This window comes from Shewanella sp. FJAT-51649 (genome assembly GCF_019457435.1).
In the GTDB taxonomy this organism is placed as follows: Bacteria; Pseudomonadota; Gammaproteobacteria; order Enterobacterales; family Shewanellaceae; genus Shewanella; species Shewanella mangrovisoli.
In genome coordinates this window covers 3,017,387-3,040,084 of the sequence record NZ_CP080411.1, presented here as the reverse complement: position 1 = coordinate 3,040,084, position 22,698 = coordinate 3,017,387, and the positions used below count along the sequence as shown (strand labels likewise).

16 protein-coding genes and 3 tRNA genes are annotated in these 22,698 nt (G+C 47.2%); 11 read left to right on the top strand and 8 right to left on the bottom strand.

All coding sequences use genetic code 11. From position 1 onward, the window contains the following. Nucleotides 1-322: 322 nt before the first annotated feature. From K0H59_RS13530 to K0H59_RS13515, 4 genes are all read right to left on the bottom strand, one after another. A complete protein-coding gene (locus tag K0H59_RS13530) occupies nt 323-2,497 on the bottom strand; it encodes an OmcA/MtrC family decaheme c-type cytochrome (RefSeq protein WP_220053399.1) in 2,175 nt (724 codons plus the stop codon). Between the two features lie 245 nt (nt 2,498-2,742). After that, nucleotides 2,743-4,662, bottom strand: coding sequence for an OmcA/MtrC family decaheme c-type cytochrome (locus K0H59_RS13525; RefSeq protein ID WP_220053398.1), 1,920 nt, complete (start codon nt 4,660-4,662; stop codon nt 2,743-2,745). A 35-nt stretch (nt 4,663-4,697) separates the two neighbouring features. Further along, on the bottom strand, nt 4,698-6,836 hold the full coding sequence (locus K0H59_RS13520; protein WP_220053397.1) for an MtrB/PioB family decaheme-associated outer membrane protein: 2,139 nt from the start codon (nt 6,834-6,836) through the stop codon (nt 4,698-4,700). Between the two features lie 13 nt (nt 6,837-6,849). Then, entirely contained in the window at nt 6,850-7,815 is a 966-nt protein-coding gene (locus K0H59_RS13515) for a DmsE family decaheme c-type cytochrome (protein ID WP_220053396.1), read from the bottom strand. Nucleotides 7,816-8,241: 426 nt separating this feature from the next. On the opposite strand from K0H59_RS13515, the gene K0H59_RS13510 reads away from it, so the two are divergent. The 3 genes from K0H59_RS13510 to glnS all read left to right on the top strand — a co-directional run bounded on the left by K0H59_RS13510 (nt 8,242) and on the right by glnS (nt 12,622). After that, nucleotides 8,242-8,481 carry a FeoA family protein gene (locus tag K0H59_RS13510; protein ID WP_011623257.1) on the top strand — a complete coding sequence of 80 codons (240 nt, stop codon included), beginning with the start codon at nt 8,242-8,244 and terminating at the stop codon, nt 8,479-8,481. Then, entirely contained in the window at nt 8,474-10,768 is a 2,295-nt protein-coding gene (gene feoB, locus K0H59_RS13505; protein ID WP_220053395.1) for a Fe(2+) transporter permease subunit FeoB, read from the top strand. The genes K0H59_RS13510 and feoB overlap by 8 nt, the downstream gene beginning before the upstream one ends. Before the next feature lie 183 nt (nt 10,769-10,951). After that, the gene (gene glnS / locus K0H59_RS13500) at nt 10,952-12,622 is read left to right on the top strand and encodes a glutamine--tRNA ligase (RefSeq protein WP_220053394.1); all 1,671 of its coding nucleotides are present in this window, start codon (nt 10,952-10,954) and stop codon (nt 12,620-12,622) included. Between the two features lie 210 nt (nt 12,623-12,832). On the opposite strand, the gene K0H59_RS13495 is transcribed toward glnS, so the two are convergent. Further along, complete coding sequence (locus K0H59_RS13495; RefSeq protein ID WP_088210738.1) at nt 12,833-13,429, bottom strand: Yip1 family protein; 597 nt, start codon at nt 13,427-13,429, stop codon at nt 12,833-12,835. Between the two features lie 279 nt (nt 13,430-13,708). Between K0H59_RS13495 and miaE the strand changes: the two genes are divergently transcribed. Next, entirely contained in the window at nt 13,709-14,479 is a 771-nt protein-coding gene (gene miaE, locus K0H59_RS13490) for a tRNA isopentenyl-2-thiomethyl-A-37 hydroxylase MiaE (RefSeq protein WP_220053393.1), read from the top strand. 85 nt (nt 14,480-14,564) lie between these two features. Here the strand turns inward: miaE and K0H59_RS13485 are convergent, their stop codons facing one another. Together K0H59_RS13485 and K0H59_RS13480 are read right to left on the bottom strand one after the other, a co-directional pair. Further along, nucleotides 14,565-15,284, bottom strand: a complete 720-nt coding sequence (locus K0H59_RS13485; RefSeq protein WP_220053392.1) for a UDP-2,3-diacylglucosamine diphosphatase — start codon at nt 15,282-15,284, stop codon at nt 14,565-14,567. A gap of 9 nt (nt 15,285-15,293) precedes the next feature. Further along, nucleotides 15,294-15,785: a peptidylprolyl isomerase gene (locus tag K0H59_RS13480; protein ID WP_220053391.1), complete on the bottom strand. Its 492-nt coding sequence runs from the start codon at nt 15,783-15,785 to the stop codon at nt 15,294-15,296. Between the two features lie 140 nt (nt 15,786-15,925). Between K0H59_RS13480 and cysS the strand changes: the two genes are divergently transcribed. After that, nucleotides 15,926-17,305 (top strand): cysteine--tRNA ligase, encoded by a 1,380-nt coding sequence (gene cysS, locus K0H59_RS13475; RefSeq protein ID WP_039978331.1) that lies wholly within the window; start codon nt 15,926-15,928, stop codon nt 17,303-17,305. 210 nt (nt 17,306-17,515) lie between these two features. Here cysS and folD read toward each other — a convergent pair whose 3' ends face one another. Then, complete coding sequence (gene folD, locus K0H59_RS13470) at nt 17,516-18,370, bottom strand: bifunctional methylenetetrahydrofolate dehydrogenase/methenyltetrahydrofolate cyclohydrolase FolD (RefSeq protein ID WP_011626601.1); 855 nt, start codon at nt 18,368-18,370, stop codon at nt 17,516-17,518. 261 nt (nt 18,371-18,631) lie between these two features. Between folD and K0H59_RS13465 the strand changes: the two genes are divergently transcribed. The 6 genes from K0H59_RS13465 (at nt 18,632) to clpX (ending at nt 22,624) form a co-directional block, all read left to right on the top strand. Then, nucleotides 18,632-18,708 (top strand) — tRNA-Pro (locus tag K0H59_RS13465). Nucleotides 18,709-18,817: 109 nt separating this feature from the next. Beyond that, nucleotides 18,818-18,894: transfer RNA gene (locus K0H59_RS13460), tRNA-Arg, on the top strand. A gap of 9 nt (nt 18,895-18,903) precedes the next feature. Continuing rightward, nucleotides 18,904-18,979: transfer RNA gene (locus tag K0H59_RS13455), tRNA-His, on the top strand. Between the two features lie 262 nt (nt 18,980-19,241). Continuing rightward, entirely contained in the window at nt 19,242-20,546 is a 1,305-nt protein-coding gene (gene tig / locus K0H59_RS13450; protein ID WP_220053390.1) for a trigger factor, read from the top strand. Between the two features lie 89 nt (nt 20,547-20,635). Then, nucleotides 20,636-21,244, top strand: a complete 609-nt coding sequence (gene clpP / locus K0H59_RS13445) for an ATP-dependent Clp endopeptidase proteolytic subunit ClpP (RefSeq protein ID WP_011717550.1) — start codon at nt 20,636-20,638, stop codon at nt 21,242-21,244. A 99-nt stretch (nt 21,245-21,343) separates the two neighbouring features. After that, nucleotides 21,344-22,624 carry an ATP-dependent protease ATP-binding subunit ClpX gene (gene clpX / locus K0H59_RS13440; RefSeq protein ID WP_011717549.1) on the top strand — a complete coding sequence of 427 codons (1,281 nt, stop codon included), beginning with the start codon at nt 21,344-21,346 and terminating at the stop codon, nt 22,622-22,624. Nucleotides 22,625-22,698: the final 74 nt, after the last annotated feature.

The following is a 22,698-nucleotide window of genomic DNA, read 5'->3' as shown; positions in this document are numbered from 1 at the left end:
GCATAGGTTTGGCATTACTTAAGCGCTTATCTTCTTCGCCCGACAGATTCTTTGTCTGTGCTTTGGTCTCGAAGGCGACTTAAGTGGATGCTGGAAATAGAATTCCCCAAGGAAAGGCTAACCTAACATGCCCCTAAAATCTTCAAGGCCTTTGCTAATGTGTGACTTGGATCTTTCTATTTCTAAAGAGGTAGTTAAACCACAGGGGAAAAACAAATTTAGATCAAAAAAACGGCGGATTGTGAGGTGGAAAATAAAAAAGAGAGAGGGGTTACCTCTCTCTTTTTGTCCAGTCTCTTTAATCGCTAAAGAGGTGGTTTATTTAGTTACCGTGTGCTTCGCGTAACTGAGTTGGAGTATGGCAAGTTGCACAGCTTTCAGACGCACGGGTTTGAACATCCGCAGCACTGGTACCATTTAAGATACCGCCGTTAGCTTCAATGTGAGACTTAGTCGCATCAGACAGATACTTCTGGTGACAGCTTAAACATGCACCCGCATCTGAAGATACCCAAATATCCGCGCCACTATTGGTGATGTCGCCATAGCGCCATACACGCTCAGGAGCACGTCCTAGGGTGATACCTTTATCAGTGTGACAGGTTGAGCAATCGGTCTTGAGTACAGTACCTGATTGAACGCCCGCATACTTGAGGTAATGGCCTTCACGTTCGTGGGCTTTCCAAGCAAAGCTGGTTGGGATCTTGCCGCCTGGATAGGCTGCATCATTCTTCAAGGTCTTATCCGATGTATGACAAGTTTGGCAGTTTACGCCGTTGTCATAGTGGTGGATTTCCTGATTGTGACAGCCTTGACACTTAGTTGGGTCGATGATTTCACGACGTGTTTTAGCGGTTGCAGCGCTATTTACACCTGTGTCTTTCCAAACGAAGTGGTAAGGGGCTTCTTTCACGGGCACTTTGCGCACGTTCGCCACACTACAATCGGTTGGAACGACTTCGGCAACACCGTAACCACCGCTGTTGAAACACACTTCTAATGTAGACCAGAGTTCAAAGGTTTTACCGTTAGCATCCGCTGGCAGGCTGAATTTAGTGCCAGTTAATGTATAGGTTTTGGTCGCTTCGTTGTAAGTGCCTTCGCTCAGTGCGATACGACGGTTGCTGTAAGAGGCGTCAGCATAGCTTGGGTAATCTTTATCAGAATCCCATGCAACTACAACGCGTGAGCCTTGGTTTACAAGTGCTTTATCGATAGCGTTGCCATCTTTATCAACCACTTGAACATCAAAGGTAATCTTACCTGTATCATTCACACCCACATTGCTGAACTTGATGCCCATTGCTTGAGTATCAGAATAGGCTTTCAGTACATCACCATGGCGTTTAGCTGCACTGCCAGTACCGCCGTAAGGCTCAGTAGCATTGTGGCAAGACGTACAATCTGTGCTGCTGTGGTGAGAAGATGGTTTTTCGGTGTGACAAGCAATACAAGCTTGATTGCTTAAATCGGCTTTGAAGAGGTCTGCATTCGCAGGCGCGCCCGCACCTTCAACGTGACATGCAGAACAGTCCGCGGCAGGTTTCAATGGGAAGCCTACTTTGCCGTAGTCGTGTAATGAACCACCGTAACCAACAATCTTGTAAGGTGCTGGAACTTCTGCGCCTGTCTCATCGAAGGTATGACGCTCACCACCTTTGTGGATAGCGTGGATCATGTAAGTGAATTCAATGCTATTGCCTGATTCTGGGTCACCAGAAGTTGCAGTATGGCAAGAGGCACAGTTTTCAAGATCGATACGACGACCACCATGCAGCTCTAAGCTTTCTGGTTGGTGACAGGTGTAACAGGCTTGAATAGAAACCACATTGCGGGTTTGAATGCCTTCAGTTTTGCCTGTAGAGGGTTGCCAATCGAAATGGGCGTTGGCCACAACCTGTGGTAAATCAAGCTCCATTGTGGCGCGTTGAGTCGCGTCGGCACTGTAAGTAACTGTGAGTGGCTCAGTTACATTGGCAATATTGGCCTGATAGGTGTAGCTATAGCTACCGTCACCGTGGTCAACTAAGCAAGTGTCGCATTTATTTGCCGCTTCAACGTTGGCTTGGAACTGGGCTGATGGATTAAGGTTATCGACACCTGATGGGACTGTGCCAGGCTCTTTTTTGGCATTGATATAGGCTTGCCATTGATAGCCGCGATCCGCTGGTTTAGCTGGATCATCCGTTGCTTCAGTCACATGGGTGAGCTGAGCAATACCAAATCGTAAATCGTGATCTTTCGTTAAGCCGAGTACGGCCACACCATTGGCATTTTCCAATGTAAAATCAACGGTGACTTTGCCAGCATCAACAGTGGCATTTGTGAATTTCGCTTTTAACGTTGAGGTTGAGTCGATATTAACACCAACAACGCCTGGTTTACCGTCTTCACCATCTTTACCATCACTGCCACCGCAACCAGTGAGAAGAAGTGAAAGTAAACCGGCACCCAACATCGCTTTTGTTGCGGTATTGAAATTGAACCGTTTCATCATGATATTTCCCTGCAATAGTTTTATTCATCATTAAGCGCTTAGCGAATAAGAATAAATCTCATTAACCGCATTTAATGTGTGGAATTAGATCCCACCTGTAAGGCTAACTAAGTCATTGGTATTTATCAGTCACTTTAAGCGGGTAATGTGATTGAGATCTGACTATTTCTTTAGAGGTAGATGACTGCATAGTATGAGTTCCTTTTATATCTGCAGTAGCAGGCCTTTCGGCCTGCATCATAGGGTTATTTAATAGGGTGGACTTTCAATACGTCAGCGACAGCACCTTGTCCGTGGCAGAAAGCACAGGTTTCTGTACCTGCGGTGGCGTCGGCTTTTGTTCCCGCAAATACCGCACCTTGCTGCATCATATGATTGTGGGTGGTATCACTTGAGTGACAGTTACTGCACACCGCGGCAATCGGACTCGTGAAGGTGCCGTTGTTTAGCGCAAGTGGTTGAACCGCCGCGTTTAAGGGCAGGGCAACCGTTGAAACTCCCGCCGCATCTTTGATATGGCATTGAGCACAATTACCGATTTTGCCTGGGTAGTTGAGGTCCTCAAAACCGGCAAATTGGCTGGTATGGATCCCATGGATTAACTGCTTAAAGTCAAAGGAGGTAATGGAGGGATTTGCCACCGTGGCGTCGGCCTGCATATTCGGGTTGTGGCAAAGTTGGCATTGGCCCGCTAAATCGTTGCGTGCGCCATGAATATTCAGTTGTTGATCGCCGTGGCAGTTAGCACAGTTGGCATTGCTAATGACTTCGCGTCTGCCAGTGGCAGTTAAGGCTGACATATCAAAGTAACTGTGGCTTGCCTTGATAACCAGAACCTCGGCAAGTTCAGTGCTGCAATCCACTAATGCTTTATCTTTGGCGCAAACTCGACCTTGAATCGCTAAGCCGCCGTGGTCGGCCTCAGTTCCCGCCGGAACCGTGAGACCCGAAATGGTATAAGTGTAAGTGCCGTTGCTGCCAGAGACTGGCGTGGACTCAGGCAGACGAATCGAACGCGCGGAGCGGGTACTGTAATCGAAACTGGTTCCCCAGTTGGCATAGACCCTTAGATCGCTGATAAATTTGAGCTTGTCGGCGCTATCACTGTATACAGTGCCGGTTGATGGATTGCTTAGCGTTACGGCAACGGTCACTGTGCCATTGGTATCCATACTTGCGCTACTGATGCTAGGACTAAACTGGGCTAACGCGGCTGTTTGATCTTCATTACCGTGTACGTTGGCGGTCCAATCGGCATTATGGCAGGCAACGCAATTGCTATTATCTGCTTGCGCAGGATGGCCTTGGCCCGCAGGGAAGTTAATTTGGGTATGGCAGGCTCCACAGGCTTCCATGGTGGGGACTCTATGCCAGTTTTGAGCTTCGGCTAAATCAGGATTATCAACGTGGCAAGTCTGGCAATTACTGATGGATTGAGGGAAACCCGCTAAGTGTTTGCTGTGGATCATTTGCGGGAAAATATCCGCAGGATTGCTGACTTTTTTACTGTTATGGCAAGTTACGCAGGTTTCAACTTGGTTGTAGCGTCCACCATGGAACGCCAAATTACTGTGGCAGCTATTACAGGTTTCAATGGTGACTAAGTTACGGGTGTAGGCTAGGGTATTACCCGAGGTTTGCCAATCGTAGTGTTGATTGGTAATAGGGAGCGCCGTGCCATCGGCTAGTGCATCTCCGCCCAATTTGATGACGACTCGTTGGGTTGCATCGTTAAGGAAGCTCACACCATTCATGCCGTTAAATGTGGCACTAAAACGATAACTGTAATGGCCGTTTTTATGGTCGACAAACGTGCCAGGGCAAGAAGCGGCGCACGTTTCAGAGGTAAAATGTTGCCACTCACTGCTATTGCCTGCACCTGTCGCGCCCTGGGGCAGTAATTGCGCCGCAATGAAGGTGGCCGAGGGAATACCAATCACAGCTTCATCATCTTGGTTTCTCACCTGATAATCGACTTGGGCGATGCCGTCGGTCACGGCGACTTTATCGACCATGATGTTTAGGCTAGTAATCGTCATCGCGGGTGGTTTACCTGGCTCACCGGGTGAGCCATCGTTACCGTCACTGCCACCACAGGCGGTAAGCAGGGTGGTTAAGGCCAGTAACAGACTGAATTGTGTGCTAAATCTTGCAAACTTGTTCATATTTCTATCCTTGGAATACGCTGTCAGTGCCTAAGTTACATTTGGTAGCTTAAGGTCAAACCTAAGTAATGAGCATTGTAGTCGTGGCTGATGTCGCCAAAACTGAGCACATTGGGGACTGTGTCCCAAGTGGTGTTTTGGTTTTGCCAGTTTGCATCTTGATATTTCTCGAACAACCAATCGAAGCGTAACGACATACTGTCGGCCAGCTTATATTTGGCATAGGCGTTAATATTGTGCTTGCGGCTGTAATAGTCACCGTAGGGACTGTTGATACCGTAGGTGACTTCGGAGTCGCTTTGGCCGTCGGAGTAGCTGTAGTCCAAGCCCAGATCTAAACGATTATCCAACAGGTTTTGATAGGCGATACCCGCGCCAATCAGGGTCGATTTCTCTTCAGATGTGCTGTACCAATCTGGGGTTGAGAAACGATTGCTTCCAGCCTGATCGGAATCGCGCCAGTCTTGGTTGAGATAGCCGTTGATACTCAAATTATCGCTAATCAAATACTGTGCTGAAACGTCATAGCCAAGGTAAGAGACTTGGGTGAGCCCGACCAAGGTGTGGTCATAGTCATCGTCGATGCTGTGTAAACTCGCTCCCACAGATAAGCTGATATCACTTTGATAATCTGTGTGTAGGGTGACTTTTTGACGTTTTCTGTCCGCGAGGTAGGATTTACGCAGCCAAGGGTTGCTCGGACTTTGGGTGCTGGTCACTGGATCGTATTCACTGCCATTGCGGTCTAATGCTTCTCCCTTTAACCAAGCTGACCAAGCAGGTGAATAACGGTAGCTGAGTTTGGCAAACAGCCCCGATTCGTCAACGGATTGCCTGTCTAGTTCAGAATAGATAATTTCATCACGACTATATCCTGCTTCAGCATAGGCTGACGGGGTTAGGCGGTATTTTCCTTTAAGGTCGAATTGTTTGCTGCGTTTATCGTAGAGGCGGTTTTGTTCTGCACCTTGATGAAAACTGTCGGTCACGACCTGTGGGAAATCTAGTTGAGCCGTCTTGTTTTCCCTGTCTTGATAGTTATAACTGGCTTGAACACTCAAATCCTGTGTGATGCGGCCTGAATACTTAAGCACCATATCTAGGATGTCCACTTGGGCATCTAAATTATCGGTTGGCAGTACAGGGGAGGGGCCATTAATGGTAGCAGGAAGAAAAGCTTCATCCTGCGACATTTTGCTGATACCCGCATGCATGAGGATGTTATGGCCATTTTGGCCACCACTGGCCTCGGCGGCGATCCGATAGGCCTTGTTATCAGGGTCAACAGCATTTTGCCCAAAGTAGGCCGCACCAAAGGTGGGAGTATAGGCCGATTGCCATAGCAGCGCCTGATGGTCATTCTTGTATTGGCTTATCTGGCTGTTAATGCCCGCTTGCCAGCCTGCGCCGCCAAAATAGACTCTGGCATCGATTTCATCTGTGCTGTCATCGATTGGCTGCGCCAACATCACACTGTTAGTGAGAATATTTGCGCTGGTCTTTTTCGCGCCGCTGCGGTTTTCATGCTGGTAGTTTACCGAGGTTTTGTAGCGGCTGCTCGATGAGATATGGCCAGCATAGTAACCGCCGAGGTTGAATCTATCCCGCGTAATGCTTAAGTCCTGCTCGATTAAACTCGATTGCAGTAACGGCATGGATTGGGTTGTTGCTCCCTCTACCCAATTTTCAGGCAAGAGCATCTTATCGTTATCGGTGAGATAAGGGCTCTTTAGCTGATTGTATTGGTAATTTGCGAGCCCTTTATAACCCAATTGGATTTGATAGTGCCCGGGTTGGCCTGTGGTGAGCTTGGCAGAACCCGTGTCAAATCCCAGTTTATCGGCCTCAAGCCTAGTTTGGTAACCACTCTCAGCTTGGTATTGCATATCGGCACCCACGGCACCGACCAAGCCATCCTTATCCGTGCCAGTGCGATTACCAAAACGGCTATCTTCGCCGTCATTGTAGGCGAGCGTGGCGCTGACGTTGCCTTGGCGCCCCGTCTTGGTCTGGCATTGCTTACAGCTCCAAGCCTCACTTTTTATGCCACTGCGATTCGCTTTTTGGATTTCATATCCTTCAGCATGGGCCGTGTTGAGGACGCCACTAATCGCCCAAGCCAGTAATGTGAGTGAGAAACAAGCTTTAGGAGTCGATATGTTCATTATTTGCATGATCATTCCCTTGTTATCTCTGGAGCAACTTGCCGGATGGATGGTTTGAACCATGCACTTGTCCATGGCAATTCATACAGGAATTACCCGAGGTGAAGGCGTTGGTTTGATTACCAAAGTAAGCATTACTGCTGTGGCCATCGGAGGCGTGGCACTGCTGGCATAACTGTGGCGGTTTGCTAATGAGCATGGATTCGTTGACGCTGCCGTGGGGGTTATGACAGTTCGCGCAATTGTCGGTGACTGGCGCATGTTCCCACAATTTAGGACCGCGTTTTTCGGCGTGGCAGCTGTAACAGTTTTCGTTGACGCTCATTTGTTTGAGACTGGCATCATTTAAACTGCCATGGGGATTGTGGCAATCGCTACAGACCATTTGTTGCCATTGCAGTGGATGGGATGAACGTTTGTGCATATCCGCTTTTTGTTGGGTATGGCATTGGGTACAAATCGCCACTTCGTTGGCTTTGTCGCTGATAGGGTCTTTTGCTACGTGTACTTGGTGGCAGCTACTGCAGGGGATATCGGCATTGTCATGGTGGTTACCTTTCCACGCGATGCGTTTATCGTCGTTATGGCAACTCATGCAGACACTGTTTTGTTTTTGCGCGGGCACCGGGGAATTCTGGCCGAAGGTGATCATCGGCTCTTTGCCGCCCTTGTTATGATTACCGAGTGGACCGTGGCAAGCCTCACACTGTAAGTCGGCCATGGGGGAATCTTTGATATTGGGATTACCATGTACGCCATCAAAAATAGCCATTACAGTGGCACTTTTCTTATGGCACATCAGGCAAGTGTCAGCCCCTTTAGCCGAGTACTTACCTTCGGCAAATTTTTTGTCCAAAGTCGCGACGACCTCCTCAGGGGGCTTGTCATCCCAAGGTGTCGCTAACGTTGAAAGGCTGAGTATCGATAACATCACAGCAAGCATAACCTGAGTTATGCTTTTGAACTTTAACCCAATATCCATGTTCATCTATTCCCGAGTGCGTTTTATTTGTTATTTTTCAAGCTTTCGACATCGCTAATTTAGCTGATTAATACTAGAACAAGTTTGAGACAATCGCGTAACATTTTTGTGGGCATTGACAGTAAAGAAGGATGATTTTGCTCGTGATAAATAACGAAGTGTGATCTTGTTCTCACTTTGGTTTGTGGGGCACTCGTTTACAGCTCGTTGACTTTTACTCTAACTTGCACAGCGTGATGTACCTTTATGGGGATTTTTATTTTTGGTCAGGCGTTTATTCATTGAGATTTTTGTCACATAATACTCAACACAATTGAAAACTATTATCGTTACCAGTCATAAAGCTTGATCTAGGTAAAGTTATTAGAGCCATCGCTCAGATACAATGGGCGCAGTTTTTCAAGCTGAAGCTGTTACAAGGTGAAATAGGTAATGAAGTTAAGCGAACTCAGTCCCGGTGACCGTGGCATTATTTCTGAAATCGGGCGATTAGATCTGCCGCAGACAGTGAAGCGTAAATTATTATCAATGGGTATCACCCCAAATACACGATTTTCGTTGATCCGCAGAGCGCCAATGGGCTCTGGTTTAGAGTTGGATATTCGTGGCAGTAAGCTTTGTATGCGCAGAGATCTGGCAGACATCATAGAGGTGGAAAAGGCGAATGACTAAGCAGTTTCATTGCGTCACTGTTGGTAACCCAAACGCGGGAAAATCAACACTCTTTAACGCGCTTACTGGCGCGAATCAACAAGTAGGTAACTGGTCCGGTGTGACCGTTGAGAAAAAAACCGGTCATTTTACTCTTAATGGCGCCGACGTTTACTTAACTGACTTACCCGGCATTTACGATTTACTCCCTGCGGGTAACAGTTGTGATTGTTCCCTCGATGAGCAGATTGCTCAGCAGTACCTCGCCGAACAACGTGTCGATGGCATCATCAACTTAGTCGATGCGACCAATATCGAGCGTCACCTCTATTTGACAGCACAGCTTCGCGAGCTATCGATCCCTATGGTGGTGGTATTGAATAAAATCGATGCGGCCATCAAGCGTGGGATCCGAGTCGATTTAAAGAAAATGAGCCAAGAGTTAGGTTGCCCTGTGATTGGCGTGTGTTCTCGCGACCCTGCCGATGTGGCCAAAGTGCAAGCGCAGGTATTGGACTTACTCCAAGGCCGCGTATCCGAAGCACCTTTAATACTCGATTACGACGAGCAAATTGAAGCGGGCGTGCAACTCCTTTGCAGCAAAGATCCCAACTTAAGCCGTGGCCGCGCCTTGGCGATGTTAGGTAATGGTTCTGGTTGTGGCAGTTGTAAAAATGCTGAACTGCAGGATGAAGTGAATACTTGCACCCAGCAAATTGCGCAGCAAGGGCATGACATCGAAGTACTGGTCGCCACGACACGTTTTAACTTTGTCGAGCGCGTATTCCAAGGTTCAGTGAAAGCGGATGGCTTTCTAACCTTAAGTGACAAACTCGATAAATTAGTCTTACATCCCGTACTTGGCATTCCGGTGTTCTTATTTGTCATGTATCTGATGTTTATGTTCAGCATCAACATTGGCAGTGCGTTTATCGATTTCTTCGATGTGCTTGTCGGGGCATTGCTGGTAGACCATTTTGGTGCATTCCTTGGCAACATGGGCGCGCCGGCATGGCTTGTGACGATTCTTGCGGGTGGTGTCGGTCAAGGTATTCAAACCGTTTCAACCTTTATTCCGGTTATCGCAGCGCTATTCCTCGGTTTATCCATTCTTGAAAGCTCAGGCTATATGGCCCGCGCGGCCTTCGTGGTGGATGGCTTAATGCGCCGTATTGGCCTACCGGGTAAAGCCTTCGTACCTATGATTGTGGGCTTTGGTTGTTCGGTGCCAGCCATTATGGCAACTCGTACCTTAGGCAGTGAGCGTGAGCGTATCGTGACAGGTATGATGGCGCCCTTTATGTCCTGCGGTGCACGTCTACCTGTGTATGCGCTATTTGCCGCGGCCTTCTTCCCTGATTCTGGCCAAAACCTGGTGTTTTTACTGTATGTGATTGGGATTTTTGCGGCGATTGGTACTGGGTTATTACTGCGCAGCACCTTATTACCCGGTACTAGCAGTGCGGTGGTGATGGAGCTGCCAAGCTATGAATTACCTAAATTTAAAGCCGTGATGGTGCGTACTGGTAAGCGGACTAAGAGCTTTATCTTAGGTGCGGGTAAAACCATCGTACTTGTAGTGACACTGCTCAACTTTATCAATGCGATTGGGGTTGATGGCACTTTTGGCCATGAAGATAGCCAAGCGTCACTCTTAAGTGTGGCGAGCCAAAAGGTGACTCCTATCTTTGCTCCAATGGGGATTGAACAAGATAACTGGCCTGCGACTGTGGGTATTATCACGGGTATTTTCGCTAAAGAAGCGGTAGTCGGTACACTCAACAGCTTATATACCAATGCCGCTCATGACGATGGCGAATTAACACCATTGGCTGACAGTTTCAGCGAAGCGTTGGCGACGATTCCTGCTAACTTATTCGGTTTGGATTTGGAAGATCCGCTTAAGTTATCTGTAGGTGATGTATCGAGTACCGATGTTGCCGCAGAGGCGCAAGGTGTCGCAACATCAACCTTTAGTGCCTTGCAGTCAGGCTTTACTACTACGGTCGCGGCGTTTGCTTATCTGCTGTTTATCTTACTCTATACACCCTGTGTCGCCGCGATGGGCGCCTTAGTGAATGAGTTTGGTACTCGCTGGGCAACCTTTGCTGCCACTTGGACATTCTCACTGGCCTACGGCAGTGCAACCATTGCTTACCAAGCGGCGACCTTTAGTTCGCATCCACTGCAATCGAGTCTGTGGATTGGTTTCTTCCTCGTGGCGCTCGTGGTGTTCTACCTGTGGCTCAAACGTAAGGGCCGTAGAACCCAACAGATCATTCCTGGCGTTAGGATCATTACCGAGTAACCGCTGAGTAATAAATGTCAGCTTAGTAATGACAAAGATAAAAGCAGCTTTCATGGCTGCTTTTATTGTTTTACTATCCATGCCATAAACCATAGTTTTTTATACTGGGCATTGTAACTGGCCGAGATCTGTAGGATCATGCGGGTTTTGTTAAAATTGCCATTGTTCGCAAAGAGGAATTCCATGAGTCATGTGGACACTGAAGTACGTCCGAGTAACTTTATCCGTAATATCATTGATGAGGATCTGAAAAGCGGTAAGCACACCAGTGTGCAGACGCGTTTTCCTCCCGAGCCAAATGGTTATCTGCATATTGGTCATGCTAAGTCTATCTGTTTGAACTTCGGCATTGCGCGCGATTACCAAGGTCTTTGTAATTTACGTTTTGATGATACCAATCCTGAAAAAGAAGACATCGACTATGTGAATTCTATTCAGGCGGATGTGCGTTGGTTGGGATTCCAGTGGGATGGTGAAGTCCGTTATTCCTCTAACTATTTCGACCAATTACACCAATACGCGGTTGAGTTGATCAACAAAGGCTTAGCCTATGTGTGTTTCCTCAATGCCGATGAAACCCGTGAATACCGCGGCACCTTAAAAGAGCCAGGTAAAAACAGCCCGTACCGTGACACTTCCGTTGAAGAAAACCTGCAATTGTTCGAAAAAATGCGTAAGGGTGAATTCAAAGAAGGTGAGTGTGCGCTGCGTGCCAAAATCGACATGGCATCGCCTTTCATGTGTATGCGCGATCCGGTGATTTATCGTATTCGTTTTGCTCACCATCATCAAACAGGTGACAAGTGGTGCATTTATCCAATGTACGACTTCACTCACTGTATTTCCGATGCGCTGGAGCACATTACTCACTCGTTATGTACGCTTGAGTTCCAAGACAACCGTCGTCTTTACGATTGGGTTCTCGACAATTTAGATGATTTCCAAGCGCCGAACCGTACTCGTCAGTACGAATTTTCTCGCTTAAATCTTGAATATACGTTGATGTCTAAGCGTAAATTAAATGACTTAGTGACGCGTAAGTTAGTCTCTGGATGGGATGACCCACGTATGCCAACAATTGCTGGCTTGCGTCGTCGTGGTTATACCCCAGCGTCTATCCGCGAGTTTTGCCAACGTATTGGTATCACTAAGCAAGAAAACATGATTGAAGCGGCAATGCTTGATGCTTGCATCCGTGAAGAGCTCAACGAGTATGCGCCACGTGCGATGGCCGTACTGCGCCCATTAAAAGTCGTGATTGAGAACTACCCAGAAGGTCAAATCGAGACGATTCAAGCGGCTTCTCATCCAAGCGATGAAAGCATGGGCACTCGTGAACTTGCCTTTGGTCGCGAACTGTATATCGATGTGGCGGACTTCAGAGAAGAAGCCAATAAGCAGTACAAGCGTTTAGTAATGGGCAAAGAAGTGCGCCTGCGTAACGCTTATGTGATTAAGGCTGAGCGTTGTGACAAAGACAGCGAAGGCAATATCACCACCGTTTACTGTAGCTACGATGCGGATACCTTGGGTAAAAACCCTGCCGATGGTCGCAAGGTAAAAGGCGTAATCCATTGGGTTGAAGCCACTACAGCTAAACCTGCTGAATTCCGTTTATACCAACGCTTGTTCACGGATCCAAATCCTGCAGCAGCAGAGACAGTGGATGAAGTACTTAACCCTAACTCACTTGAAGTGGTGAATGGTTTAGTTGAGGCAAGCCTTGCGAATGCGCCAGCGGAAAAAGCATACCAGTTTGAACGTGAAGGTTATTTCTGTGCTGACAATAAAGACTCGTCAGCCGAGCATTTAGTCTTTAACCTAACAGTTGCACTGCGTGACTCGTTTGAATAGCAAGTCGTTAGTCGCGAGTAATGGTTGTCACTCTATGATTCATTGCTGTCGCTGCTAGCAACAAACTGCATTAACGAATAAAAAGGCCCTTAGTGATATAAAACCTAAGGGCCTTTGCTTTTTACATCTTTTAGATTTCACAATTTTTATCAGCTGTTATCGCTACTTTTAAGCCATCTCTTGCTTGTTGATTAAACGTCTACTGATACCTTATTGGTACATAGGACCAAAGCCAATGCTCCAGAGGATTACGCTGGTGGCCATTAGACCGACCAAGAGCACTAAACCCGCAGTGACCATAGAGCTAGCGTAAATAAAGCCTTTCTCTTCAGGGATATTCATAATGATAGGCACACCTGCGTACAGCAGATAAACCGAGTAGGCTAAGCCAATCAACCCAACAATCATAATAAACCAGAGTACCGGGTAGAGCGCCGCCAGACCGACCATAAACAGCGGTGTTGCAGTGTAGGACGCGAGTTCTAATGCTTGGGTGAAAGTCGGCTGGGCATCGAAGGTTTTGGCCATCCAATAGGCTAAATAGGCGAGGGCAAAGACGCCCACAATCAGGCCAAAGTACATTCCCACAGACATAAACATGGCGCTTTGTGGTGTGAGATAAATCGGATCGCCCGAACCCGGATTCCAACCAATATATGCGGTGGCGATAAAGCTACAAACCGCCGGAATGAGTGCGATGAGAATAACGTGACTTAAACTACTTTTGAGAGCCTCGTGATTCTTCTCAATCGCGTGCCACTCTTGTTTTGGATGAGTGTATAACCCCATTAAGTGATTCAGTATCATTATAATTATCCTTGTTCAGCATTGATGATGGCTCGCCAAACGTCAGACGAGCTGACAACAGCTCTACAATCAGGGTTAAACGCTCTCCTATCCCTCAACGCCCGACTGTGTACACTCCGAATTGAGACGCGGTGTGATCAGGATCTCAGTTCTTAAGGTGTAGATTATTTATTGAACAAAAAGTTCATCTCGTCAAGTTTACTGCGGTGTAAAGCTATAGCTTGTCGATAATTACGCGTAAAATATGACGATATTTTTTTAATGATTTTGAGTGATCCCATGCTGCAATTATTGGCACCTGTTCATGCGTTTCTTCGTTGTGAGACGCCGCAAGCTTGGATTGATATGGCTCGAGCCTCTGCCTCGTTAGATGAACTCTTAATTGACCATTGTAATTGTGAGCTAAAAGCGGCGCAGACTGCGATGTTCTTATTGAGGCGATACGCATTAGATAAAGACAGCGGGCAATCGCTATTGGCGTGGGCAAAACCCTATGAAGAATTTGTTTATCACAAGGATCGTGATATCGAGCAGTTTTTGGCTCGCGACGTTAAAAAGAACGAGCTGGTTGCCAATCTACAGCCGAATCAGCATTTTGCCTTTGCTCAGGATCTTATTCCGCCACTGATCCGTCTGATAAAAGAAGAATTCCATCATTTTGAGCAAGTGCTGGAGCTGATGCACGCACGGCACATTTCGTATCGCAATATTCGCGCGGGACGTTACGCAAAGGGCATGATGAGCCACGTGACCACCCATGAGAAGGATATTCTGCGGGATAAATTGATTGTGGGCGCGTATATTGAGGCGCGCTCCTGTGAACGCTTTGCTAAATTAGCGCCTTACTTGGATGCAGAGTTAAGTAAGTTTTATGTGTCCTTGCTGCGCTCTGAGGCGCGTCATTTTGAGGATTATCTTAAGCTGGCGCAGCTGGTTTCAACGGAAGATATTACCGAGCGGGTCGCTTATTTTGGCGAGAGGGAAGCCGAATTGATTATGGCGCCCGATGACGAGTTTCATTTCCACAGTGGTCAACCCTTAGTTGCCTAGTGAAAATACACATAGCGGCCTCAACCATATACAGGTATGAGGCCTAAGCGCTTCGATGCGTTAATGGTGAAGACGCTATGGGTTCTTAGCTGGCGTCGAAGGGCAGGCTTTTTAACTCCACGCCATCTGTGCTGACCACTAACACACTGCCTTGCTCGTACCAATCACCGACCACAATACGTTTACAGCCATGAGTTAAGTCGTGGATGGCGGGTCTGTGGGTATGACCGTGGATCATCTGCTTGCAGTGGGTCTGGGCAAATAACGCATCCACCGCACTCGGTTCCACATCCATGATGACATAGCTTTTTTGTTGATTGCTGCTCTGACTATTGCTGCGGATCTTATTGGCAATGGCTTGACGTTTCCTCTTCGGCAAACAGCTATACAGCCAACGGGCGAAGGCAAAACTGCGTAATTTGCGAAAGCGTTGGTAGGCTTTATCTAAGGTACACAGGCTATCGCCGTGCAAGATAACCGTATTTACACCATAGAGATCTAAACAAGTGACTTCGGGTAACATTTGCATGCCCGCAGCATCGGCAAATTGTTTGCCTAACATAAAGTCACGATTACCGTGAATAAAGTAGATGGGCAATCTTTGGGAAACTTGCTTGAGCTTGCGCGCTAATTCGAGGGCAAAGGGCGCAGCTAAATCGTCGCCGACCCATACCTCAAATAAATCCCCCAAAATATAGAGGGCATCGGCATCATCAAGTTCTGTATCGAGGAAACGATTAAAGGCTTGGGTGATATCGAGGCGATCGGCACTTAAGTGCAGATCGCCAATAAATAAGGTCCGCATCCTAGGGAATTAGGCCGCACTGACTTTTTCAATCACAACCGCTTCTAATGGCACATCTTGGTGCATGCCACGGTTACCAGTGCTGACAGCTTTGATTTTTTCAACGATGTCCATGCCTTCAACCACTTCACCAAATACACAATAACCCCAGCCTTGCATGCTTTCAGATTTGAAATCGAGGAAGGTGTTATCGTTTACGTTGATGAAGAACTGAGCCGTCGCAGAGTGTGGATCAGAAGTACGCGCCATCGCGATAGTACCAGTACGGTTTGATAAACCGTTGTTGGCTTCGTTTTGCACTGGCTCATGGCAACGTTTTTGGCTCATTTCAGTGGTGAAGCCACCACCTTGGATCATAAAGCCGTCAATTACACGGTGGAAAATGGTGCCGTCGAAGAAACCTTCGTCAACATATTTCATAAAGTTTGCCACGGTCAGCGGTGCTTTTTCGGCGTTCAGTTGCAGTTTAATGTCGCCAAAATTAGTGTGTAATGTGATCATGTTTTCATACTCTCAGTAAATAGTGGCGCGATTCTAACTTATCTCGGATTGCACGCAAAGTGCAGTATTCAAAACCCTTGTCAGCGTGGTAGACTGACCCCTTGATTTTACACTCGAATCTATCATTGAAGAGAATGCCGATGTTGAAGATTTACAACAGTATTACCCGCCAAAAACAGGAATTTAAGCCAATTACTCCCGGAAAAGTTGGGATGTATGTATGCGGAGTGACCGTATACGATTTGTGTCATATTGGCCATGGGCGTACTTTTGTTTCCTTCGATATGATCGTTCGCTACCTGCGTTACGCGGGTTATGAGGTGAATTTTCAACGTAACATCACCGACATTGATGACAAAATCATCAAACGCGCCAACGAAAATCAAGAAGATTGCAATACATTAACCGATCGCTTGATTGGTGAAATGCACAAGGATTTCGATGCGCTGAATATGATCCGTCCCGATTTCGAGCCACGTGCCACTCTGCACATTGCCGAAATTATCGATATGGTTGAGCGTTTACTGGCCCGCGGTCATGCCTATGTGGCAGCCGATGGCGATGTGCTGTTCAGTGTGGCCTCTTTCCCTGAGTACGGACGCCTATCAGGTCAGAATCTGGAGCAATTGCAGGCGGGTGCACGGGTTGAGGTTGACGATAACAAGCAAAATCCAATGGATTTCGTGCTGTGGAAAATGTCTAAACCGGGCGAGCCAACATGGGAATCGCCATGGGGACCGGGTCGTCCTGGCTGGCATATCGAATGTTCGGCAATGAACAGCAAGCACTTAGGTCTGCATTTCGATATTCACGGTGGCGGCTCAGATTTACAATTCCCTCACCATGAGAACGAAATTGCTCAGTCTTGCTGCGCCCATGATACGCCATACGTGAATTACTGGATGCACACTGGCATGGTGATGGTTGACCGCGAGAAGATGTCAAAGTCTTTAGGTAACTTCTTCACCATTCGTGATGTATTAGGCCATTACGACGCTGAAACCGTGCGTTACTTCCTGCTATCGGGTCACTATCGTAGCCAAATCAACTACTCAGAAGAAAACCTCAAGCAGGCACGTGCCGCCCTAGAGCGTTTATACACTGCGATTAAAGATGTTGACCTGACTGTTACAGCAGCACCTGCGGAAGAGTTTGTCGCTAAGTTTAAAGCGGCCATGGACGATGACTTTAATACGCCAGAAGCTTATTCAGTGCTGTTTGATATGGTACGTGAGATCAACCGTTTGAAAACCACCGATATGGCGCAGGCGTCAGCTATGGCTGTAGCCATGAAGCAACTGGCCGATGTATTGGGATTATTGCACCAAACGCCCGATGCCTTCTTTAAAGGCGAGGGGAGCGATGATGAAGTGGCAGAGATTGAAGCGCTTATCGTTGAGCGTAATCGTGCCCGCGCCGAGAAAGATTGGCCAGCGGCTGATGTTGCGCGCAATCGGTTAAATGAGCTTGGTGTAGTCTTAGAAGATGGTCCAAGCGGTACCACTTGGCGTAAGAAATAGGTTGGCGTAAGAAATAACCTCATCGCCTAAGTGAGATTTGCATCGATAATAAAAAACCTGCCAATGGCAGGTTTTTTATTGGTTTCACGCGTTTGATTAAGTTTACGTTATTCGTTACAGGCTACTGGAGCTTAGATGGCTAAATAGCAGGTTTAAATGCTGCGATTTACGCCATCATTTAAGCCATTATCTACGCGATGGCGAAGCTGATTAGTCGTGATATTGCTCTGCAGCATACAGGGTATTTTCAAGTAAGCTGGCAATCGTCATAGGGCCAACACCACCGGGTACTGGGGTGATAAAGCTGGCGTTTTGCGCAGCAACCTCATATTGCACATCGCCCACTAAGGTGCCGTTTTCTAAGCGGTTGATGCCTACATCGATAACAATCGCGCCGGGTTTAATCCATTCACCTGGGATAAAGCCCGGTTTACCCACGGCTACCACGACTAAATCTGCCTGACGGATTTTTTGTTCGAGATTTTTTGTAAAACGATGGCATGTGGTTGTGGTGCAGCCCGCCAGCAATAGCTCCAGTGTCATTGGGCGACCGACAATATTTGATGCGCCCACTACAACGGCATCTAGTCCATAGGTATCGACACCCGTTGATTTGATTAAGGTCATGATCCCCATTGGGGTGCATGAACGTAATACGGGAATGCGCTGGGCTAAACGGCCAACGTTATAGGGGTGGAAACCGTCGACATCTTTATCGGGGCGAATACGCTCGATCACTTTAGAGTCTTCGATATGCGCAGGCAGAGGAAGCTGTACTAAGATACCGTCGATCGTCGGATCATCATTGAGTTCGTCGATAAGGGCTAATAATGCTTCTTCGGTATAACTGGTATCGAGATCGTAGGAGCGAGAAATAAATCCCACTTCTTCACAGGCTTTACGTTTACTACCAACATAAACCTGAGAAGCGGGGTCGGCTCCCACGAGAATGACGGCTAAACCTGGTACGCGTTGTCCTGCCTCTTTGCGGGCGGTTACTTTTTCGCGAAGTTGTGTGCGGATGGATTGAGCAATCGCCTTGCCGTCGATTATTTGGGCTGTCATGGGTGTAGGATATCCTTTATATGGGCGATGGTGAAAACTGTCGTTAACACAGAGAGTGGCAATCGCGGCTATTTTAACAGGGCGTTGCGGGTGTGTCATGGTGAAAGCCGCAGCGAAATGGATAAAAACAGGCGTATTCGCCTGATAATTCAGCATCTAGTTTGAATGCTTAAAAAAATCGTTGACGGGTGCAAAGTGAGGGGCTAAGATGCGCTCCGTTCTCAAGCAGATGTGCTCATTTGCTATGAAAACAAAGATTCTCGGTGATTAGCGCAGTCCGGTAGCGCATCTGGTTTGGGACCAGAGGGTCAGAGGTTCGAATCCTCTATCACCGACCACTTTAATATTATTGGCTCATTATTATTTAGTTAATTTGAGCGGGTAATAGCGGATAACCTAAGTCAGTTATCCCACGTAGGTTAGGATACAGCAGAGTCTGTAAACCATGCGCCCGTAGCTCAGTTGGATAGAGCATCCGCCTTCTAAGCGGATGGTCGCAGGTTCGAATCCTGCCGGGCGTGCCAGTTTCAGTGGTGATTGTAGCTCAGTTGGTAGAGTCCCGGATTGTGATTCCGGTTGTCGTGGGTTCGAGCCCCATCAGTCACCCCATTTTTAAGTACTTTGAGTACAAAATAAAAAAAGCGACCTCTGGTCGCTTTTTTTATACCCTAGATTCGGCCGTAGAGGCTCGACTCTGCACAAAACGGTGGCTATAATGTCGCGTCTTGATAGATATCAACTAACAGCGACCTGTGCCGAAAGCCAATAGTGGTGGGCATTGTAGTCAAATTTAATGATCAAGAAACGAATACCTGAATAGTTGATGACTCGACTATTACAAAGGACGTTAGACAAATTTCGAGGTAAAACAATGCAAGTTTCTGTTGAAGCAACCCAAGGCCTAGAGCGTCGCCTGACCATTTCTGTTCCTGCTGAACAAATTGAAAAACTGGTTAAAGACAGTTTACAACGTGAAGCTAAGCGTGCTCGTATCCCAGGTTTCCGTCCTGGCAAAGTGCCTGTTACTGTAATCAACAAACGTTATGGCGCCGCTATTCGTCAAGACATCACTGGTGAAGTGATGCAACGTAACTTTATCGAAGCGATCATCGCTGAGAAATTAAACCCAGCTGGCGCACCCACTTTCGTACCTGGTGCGACTGACGGTGAAAAATTCGAATTCGTAGCGACTTTCGAAATCTACCCAGAAGTTGAGCTGAAAGGTTTAGATGCAATCGAAGTAGAACAACCAAAAGCGTCTGTAACCGATGCTGACGTAGACAGCATGATCGAAACTTTACGTAAGCAACACGCGACTTTCGCCGCTGTTGAGCGTGAAGCGGCTGATGGCGACAAAGTGAAAATGAACTTTGTTGGTTCAGTTGACGGTGTTGAATTCGAAGGCGGTAAAGCTGATGATTTCGAACTGCAATTAGGCAGCGGCCGTATGATCCCTGGTTTCGAAGCGGGTATCTTAGGTCACAAAGCCGGTGAAGAATTCGTTATCGACGTGACTTTCCCTGAAGAATATCACGCTGAAAACTTAAAAGGTAAAGCGGCTAAGTTTGCTATCACTTTAACTGAAGTGTTAGCGGCTAACTTACCAGAAGTAAACGATGAGTTTGCTGCATTATTCGGTATCAGCGAAGGCGGCTTAGAAGCGCTGAAAACTGAAATCCGTAAGAACATGAACCGTGAACTTGAGCAAGCGTTAAAAGCAAACGTGAAAGAGCAAGTGATCACTGGTTTATTAACTAACAACGACATCGAACTGCCAAAAGCACTGATCGATGGCGAAGTTAACGTACTGCGTCAACAAGCGATGCAACGTTTCGGCGGTCAAACGGCTAACATGCCAGAACTGCCAGCGGAATTATTCACTGAGCAAGCGGCTCGTCGCGTGAAAATCGGTCTGTTATTAGGCGAAGTAATCAAGACTAACGAGCTGAAAGCGGAAGATGAGCGTGTACAAGCGTTAATCGCTTCTATGGCTTCTGCATACGAAGATCCAAGTGAAGTTGTTGCGTATTACAACAGCAACAAAGAGCTGATGCAAAACATGCGCAACGTTGCGCTTGAAGAGCAAGCTGTTGAAGCATTGCTGAAATCTGCCAAAGTGACCGAAAAAGAAGTCGCTTTTGAAGAATTTATGAACAAGGCTACAGGTCGCGCATAAGCTAAGCTTGACTTGATTGGCAGTTCGCCATTTATAATGGCTCGTATGAGGCTCCTCATGCGAGCCATTTTTATTTAGGGAAACGAATAATGCATAATGCGTCAGACATACAAAGTGCTTTAGTGCCTATGGTGATCGAACAGACGGCTAAGGGTGAACGCTCATTCGATATTTATTCTCGTCTGTTAAAAGAGCGGATTATCTTTTTAGTGGGTCAAGTTGAAGAACATATGGCGAATCTGATTGTGGCGCAGTTGCTATTCCTCGAGTCAGAAAGCCCAGATAAAGATATCTTCTTATATATCAACTCACCCGGTGGCTCAGTCACTGCGGGTATGGCGATTTACGATACCATGCAATTTATTAAGCCGAACGTCAGCACTGTGTGTATTGGTCAAGCGGCCAGCATGGGCGCGTTTTTATTAGCGGGTGGTGAAAAGGGCAAGCGTTTCTGTTTACCTAACTCACGCGTGATGATCCACCAACCACTGGGTGGATTCCAAGGTCAGGCTTCTGATATTGCTATTCATGCCCAAGAGATCTTAGGCATCAAGCATAAACTGAACCTGATGTTGTCAGAGCACACTGGCCAGCCACTCGAAGTGATTGAACGTGATACCGATCGCGACAATTTCATGAGTGCGACTCAAGCAGTTGAATATGGTTTAGTTGACGCAGTGATGACTAAACGCGGCTGATTTTTACTTTTGACTGGGCTATGCTCTATTAAGCAAAGCCCAGTAAAGGGTTAGCAAGTTTAAGACAAGCAGTAGAGCAGACTGCAAATGAGGTAATTAATGGGCGACAACAAAAATAATGGTGACAGCGGTAAATTGCTGTACTGCTCTTTTTGCGGTAAGAGCCAGCATGAAGTCAGAAAACTGATTGCAGGCCCATCAGTATACGTATGCGACGAATGTGTTGAATTATGCAACGACATCATTCGTGAAGAGATTAAAGAAATCTCCCCTAAGCGTGATAATGATAAATTGCCAACGCCACATGAGTTGCGTGCGCATTTAGACGATTATGTGATTGGTCAGGACAGAGCTAAAAAAGTACTGTCTGTGGCTGTGTACAATCACTATAAGCGCCTGAGAAATTCTTCTCCTAAAGATGGCGTGGAATTAGGTAAGAGTAATATTCTGCTGATTGGTCCAACGGGCAGTGGTAAGACGTTGCTGGCCGAAACGCTTGCGCGCTCATTGAATGTCCCATTTACTATGGCAGATGCCACCACCTTAACCGAAGCGGGTTATGTGGGTGAAGACGTTGAAAACATCATCCAAAAGCTGCTGCAAAAGTGCGATTACGATGTTGAAAAGGCACAGCGCGGTATCGTCTATATCGATGAAATCGACAAGATCAGCCGTAAATCGGATAACCCATCGATTACCCGTGACGTATCGGGTGAAGGCGTGCAGCAAGCGCTGCTGAAGCTTATCGAAGGTACGGTTGCCGCGGTTCCGCCTCAAGGTGGCCGCAAGCATCCACAACAAGAGTTCTTGCAGGTAGATACCTCTAAGATCCTGTTTATCTGTGGTGGTGCATTTGCTGGCCTTGAAAAAGTGATTGAACAGCGTGCTCACGTAGGTTCTGGTATCGGTTTCGGTGCGCAGGTTAAGGGCGAGAAAGATAAGGCAACGATTTCGCAAACCTTATCTCAAGTCGAGCCCGAAGATTTAGTCAAATATGGCTTGATCCCTGAGTTTATCGGCCGTCTGCCCGTTGTTGCGACGCTGACCGAGCTGGATGAAGAAGCCTTAGTGCAAATCCTGTCTGAGCCTAAAAACGCGCTGACAAAACAGTACAACGCGTTGTTTGAGATGGAAGGGGTTGAGTTAGAGTTCCGCGAAGATGCACTCAAAGCGATTGCACATAAAGCCATGTCCCGTAAAACAGGTGCCCGTGGTCTACGTTCAATCGTTGAAGGTATCTTACTCGATACTATGTACGATATTCCTTCAATTGAGGGCGTGGTGAAGGCGGTTGTCGATGAATCTGTAGTGAATGGTGAGTCTGCACCTATCCTGATTTACGAGCGCAACGAAGCGCAAGCGGCCTCTGGCGAGCAATAATTGTACTGATTGCTAATAATCTGAAAATCAAGGAGTCCATCGGGCTCCTTTTTTTATTTTGCCCATTGAAACCC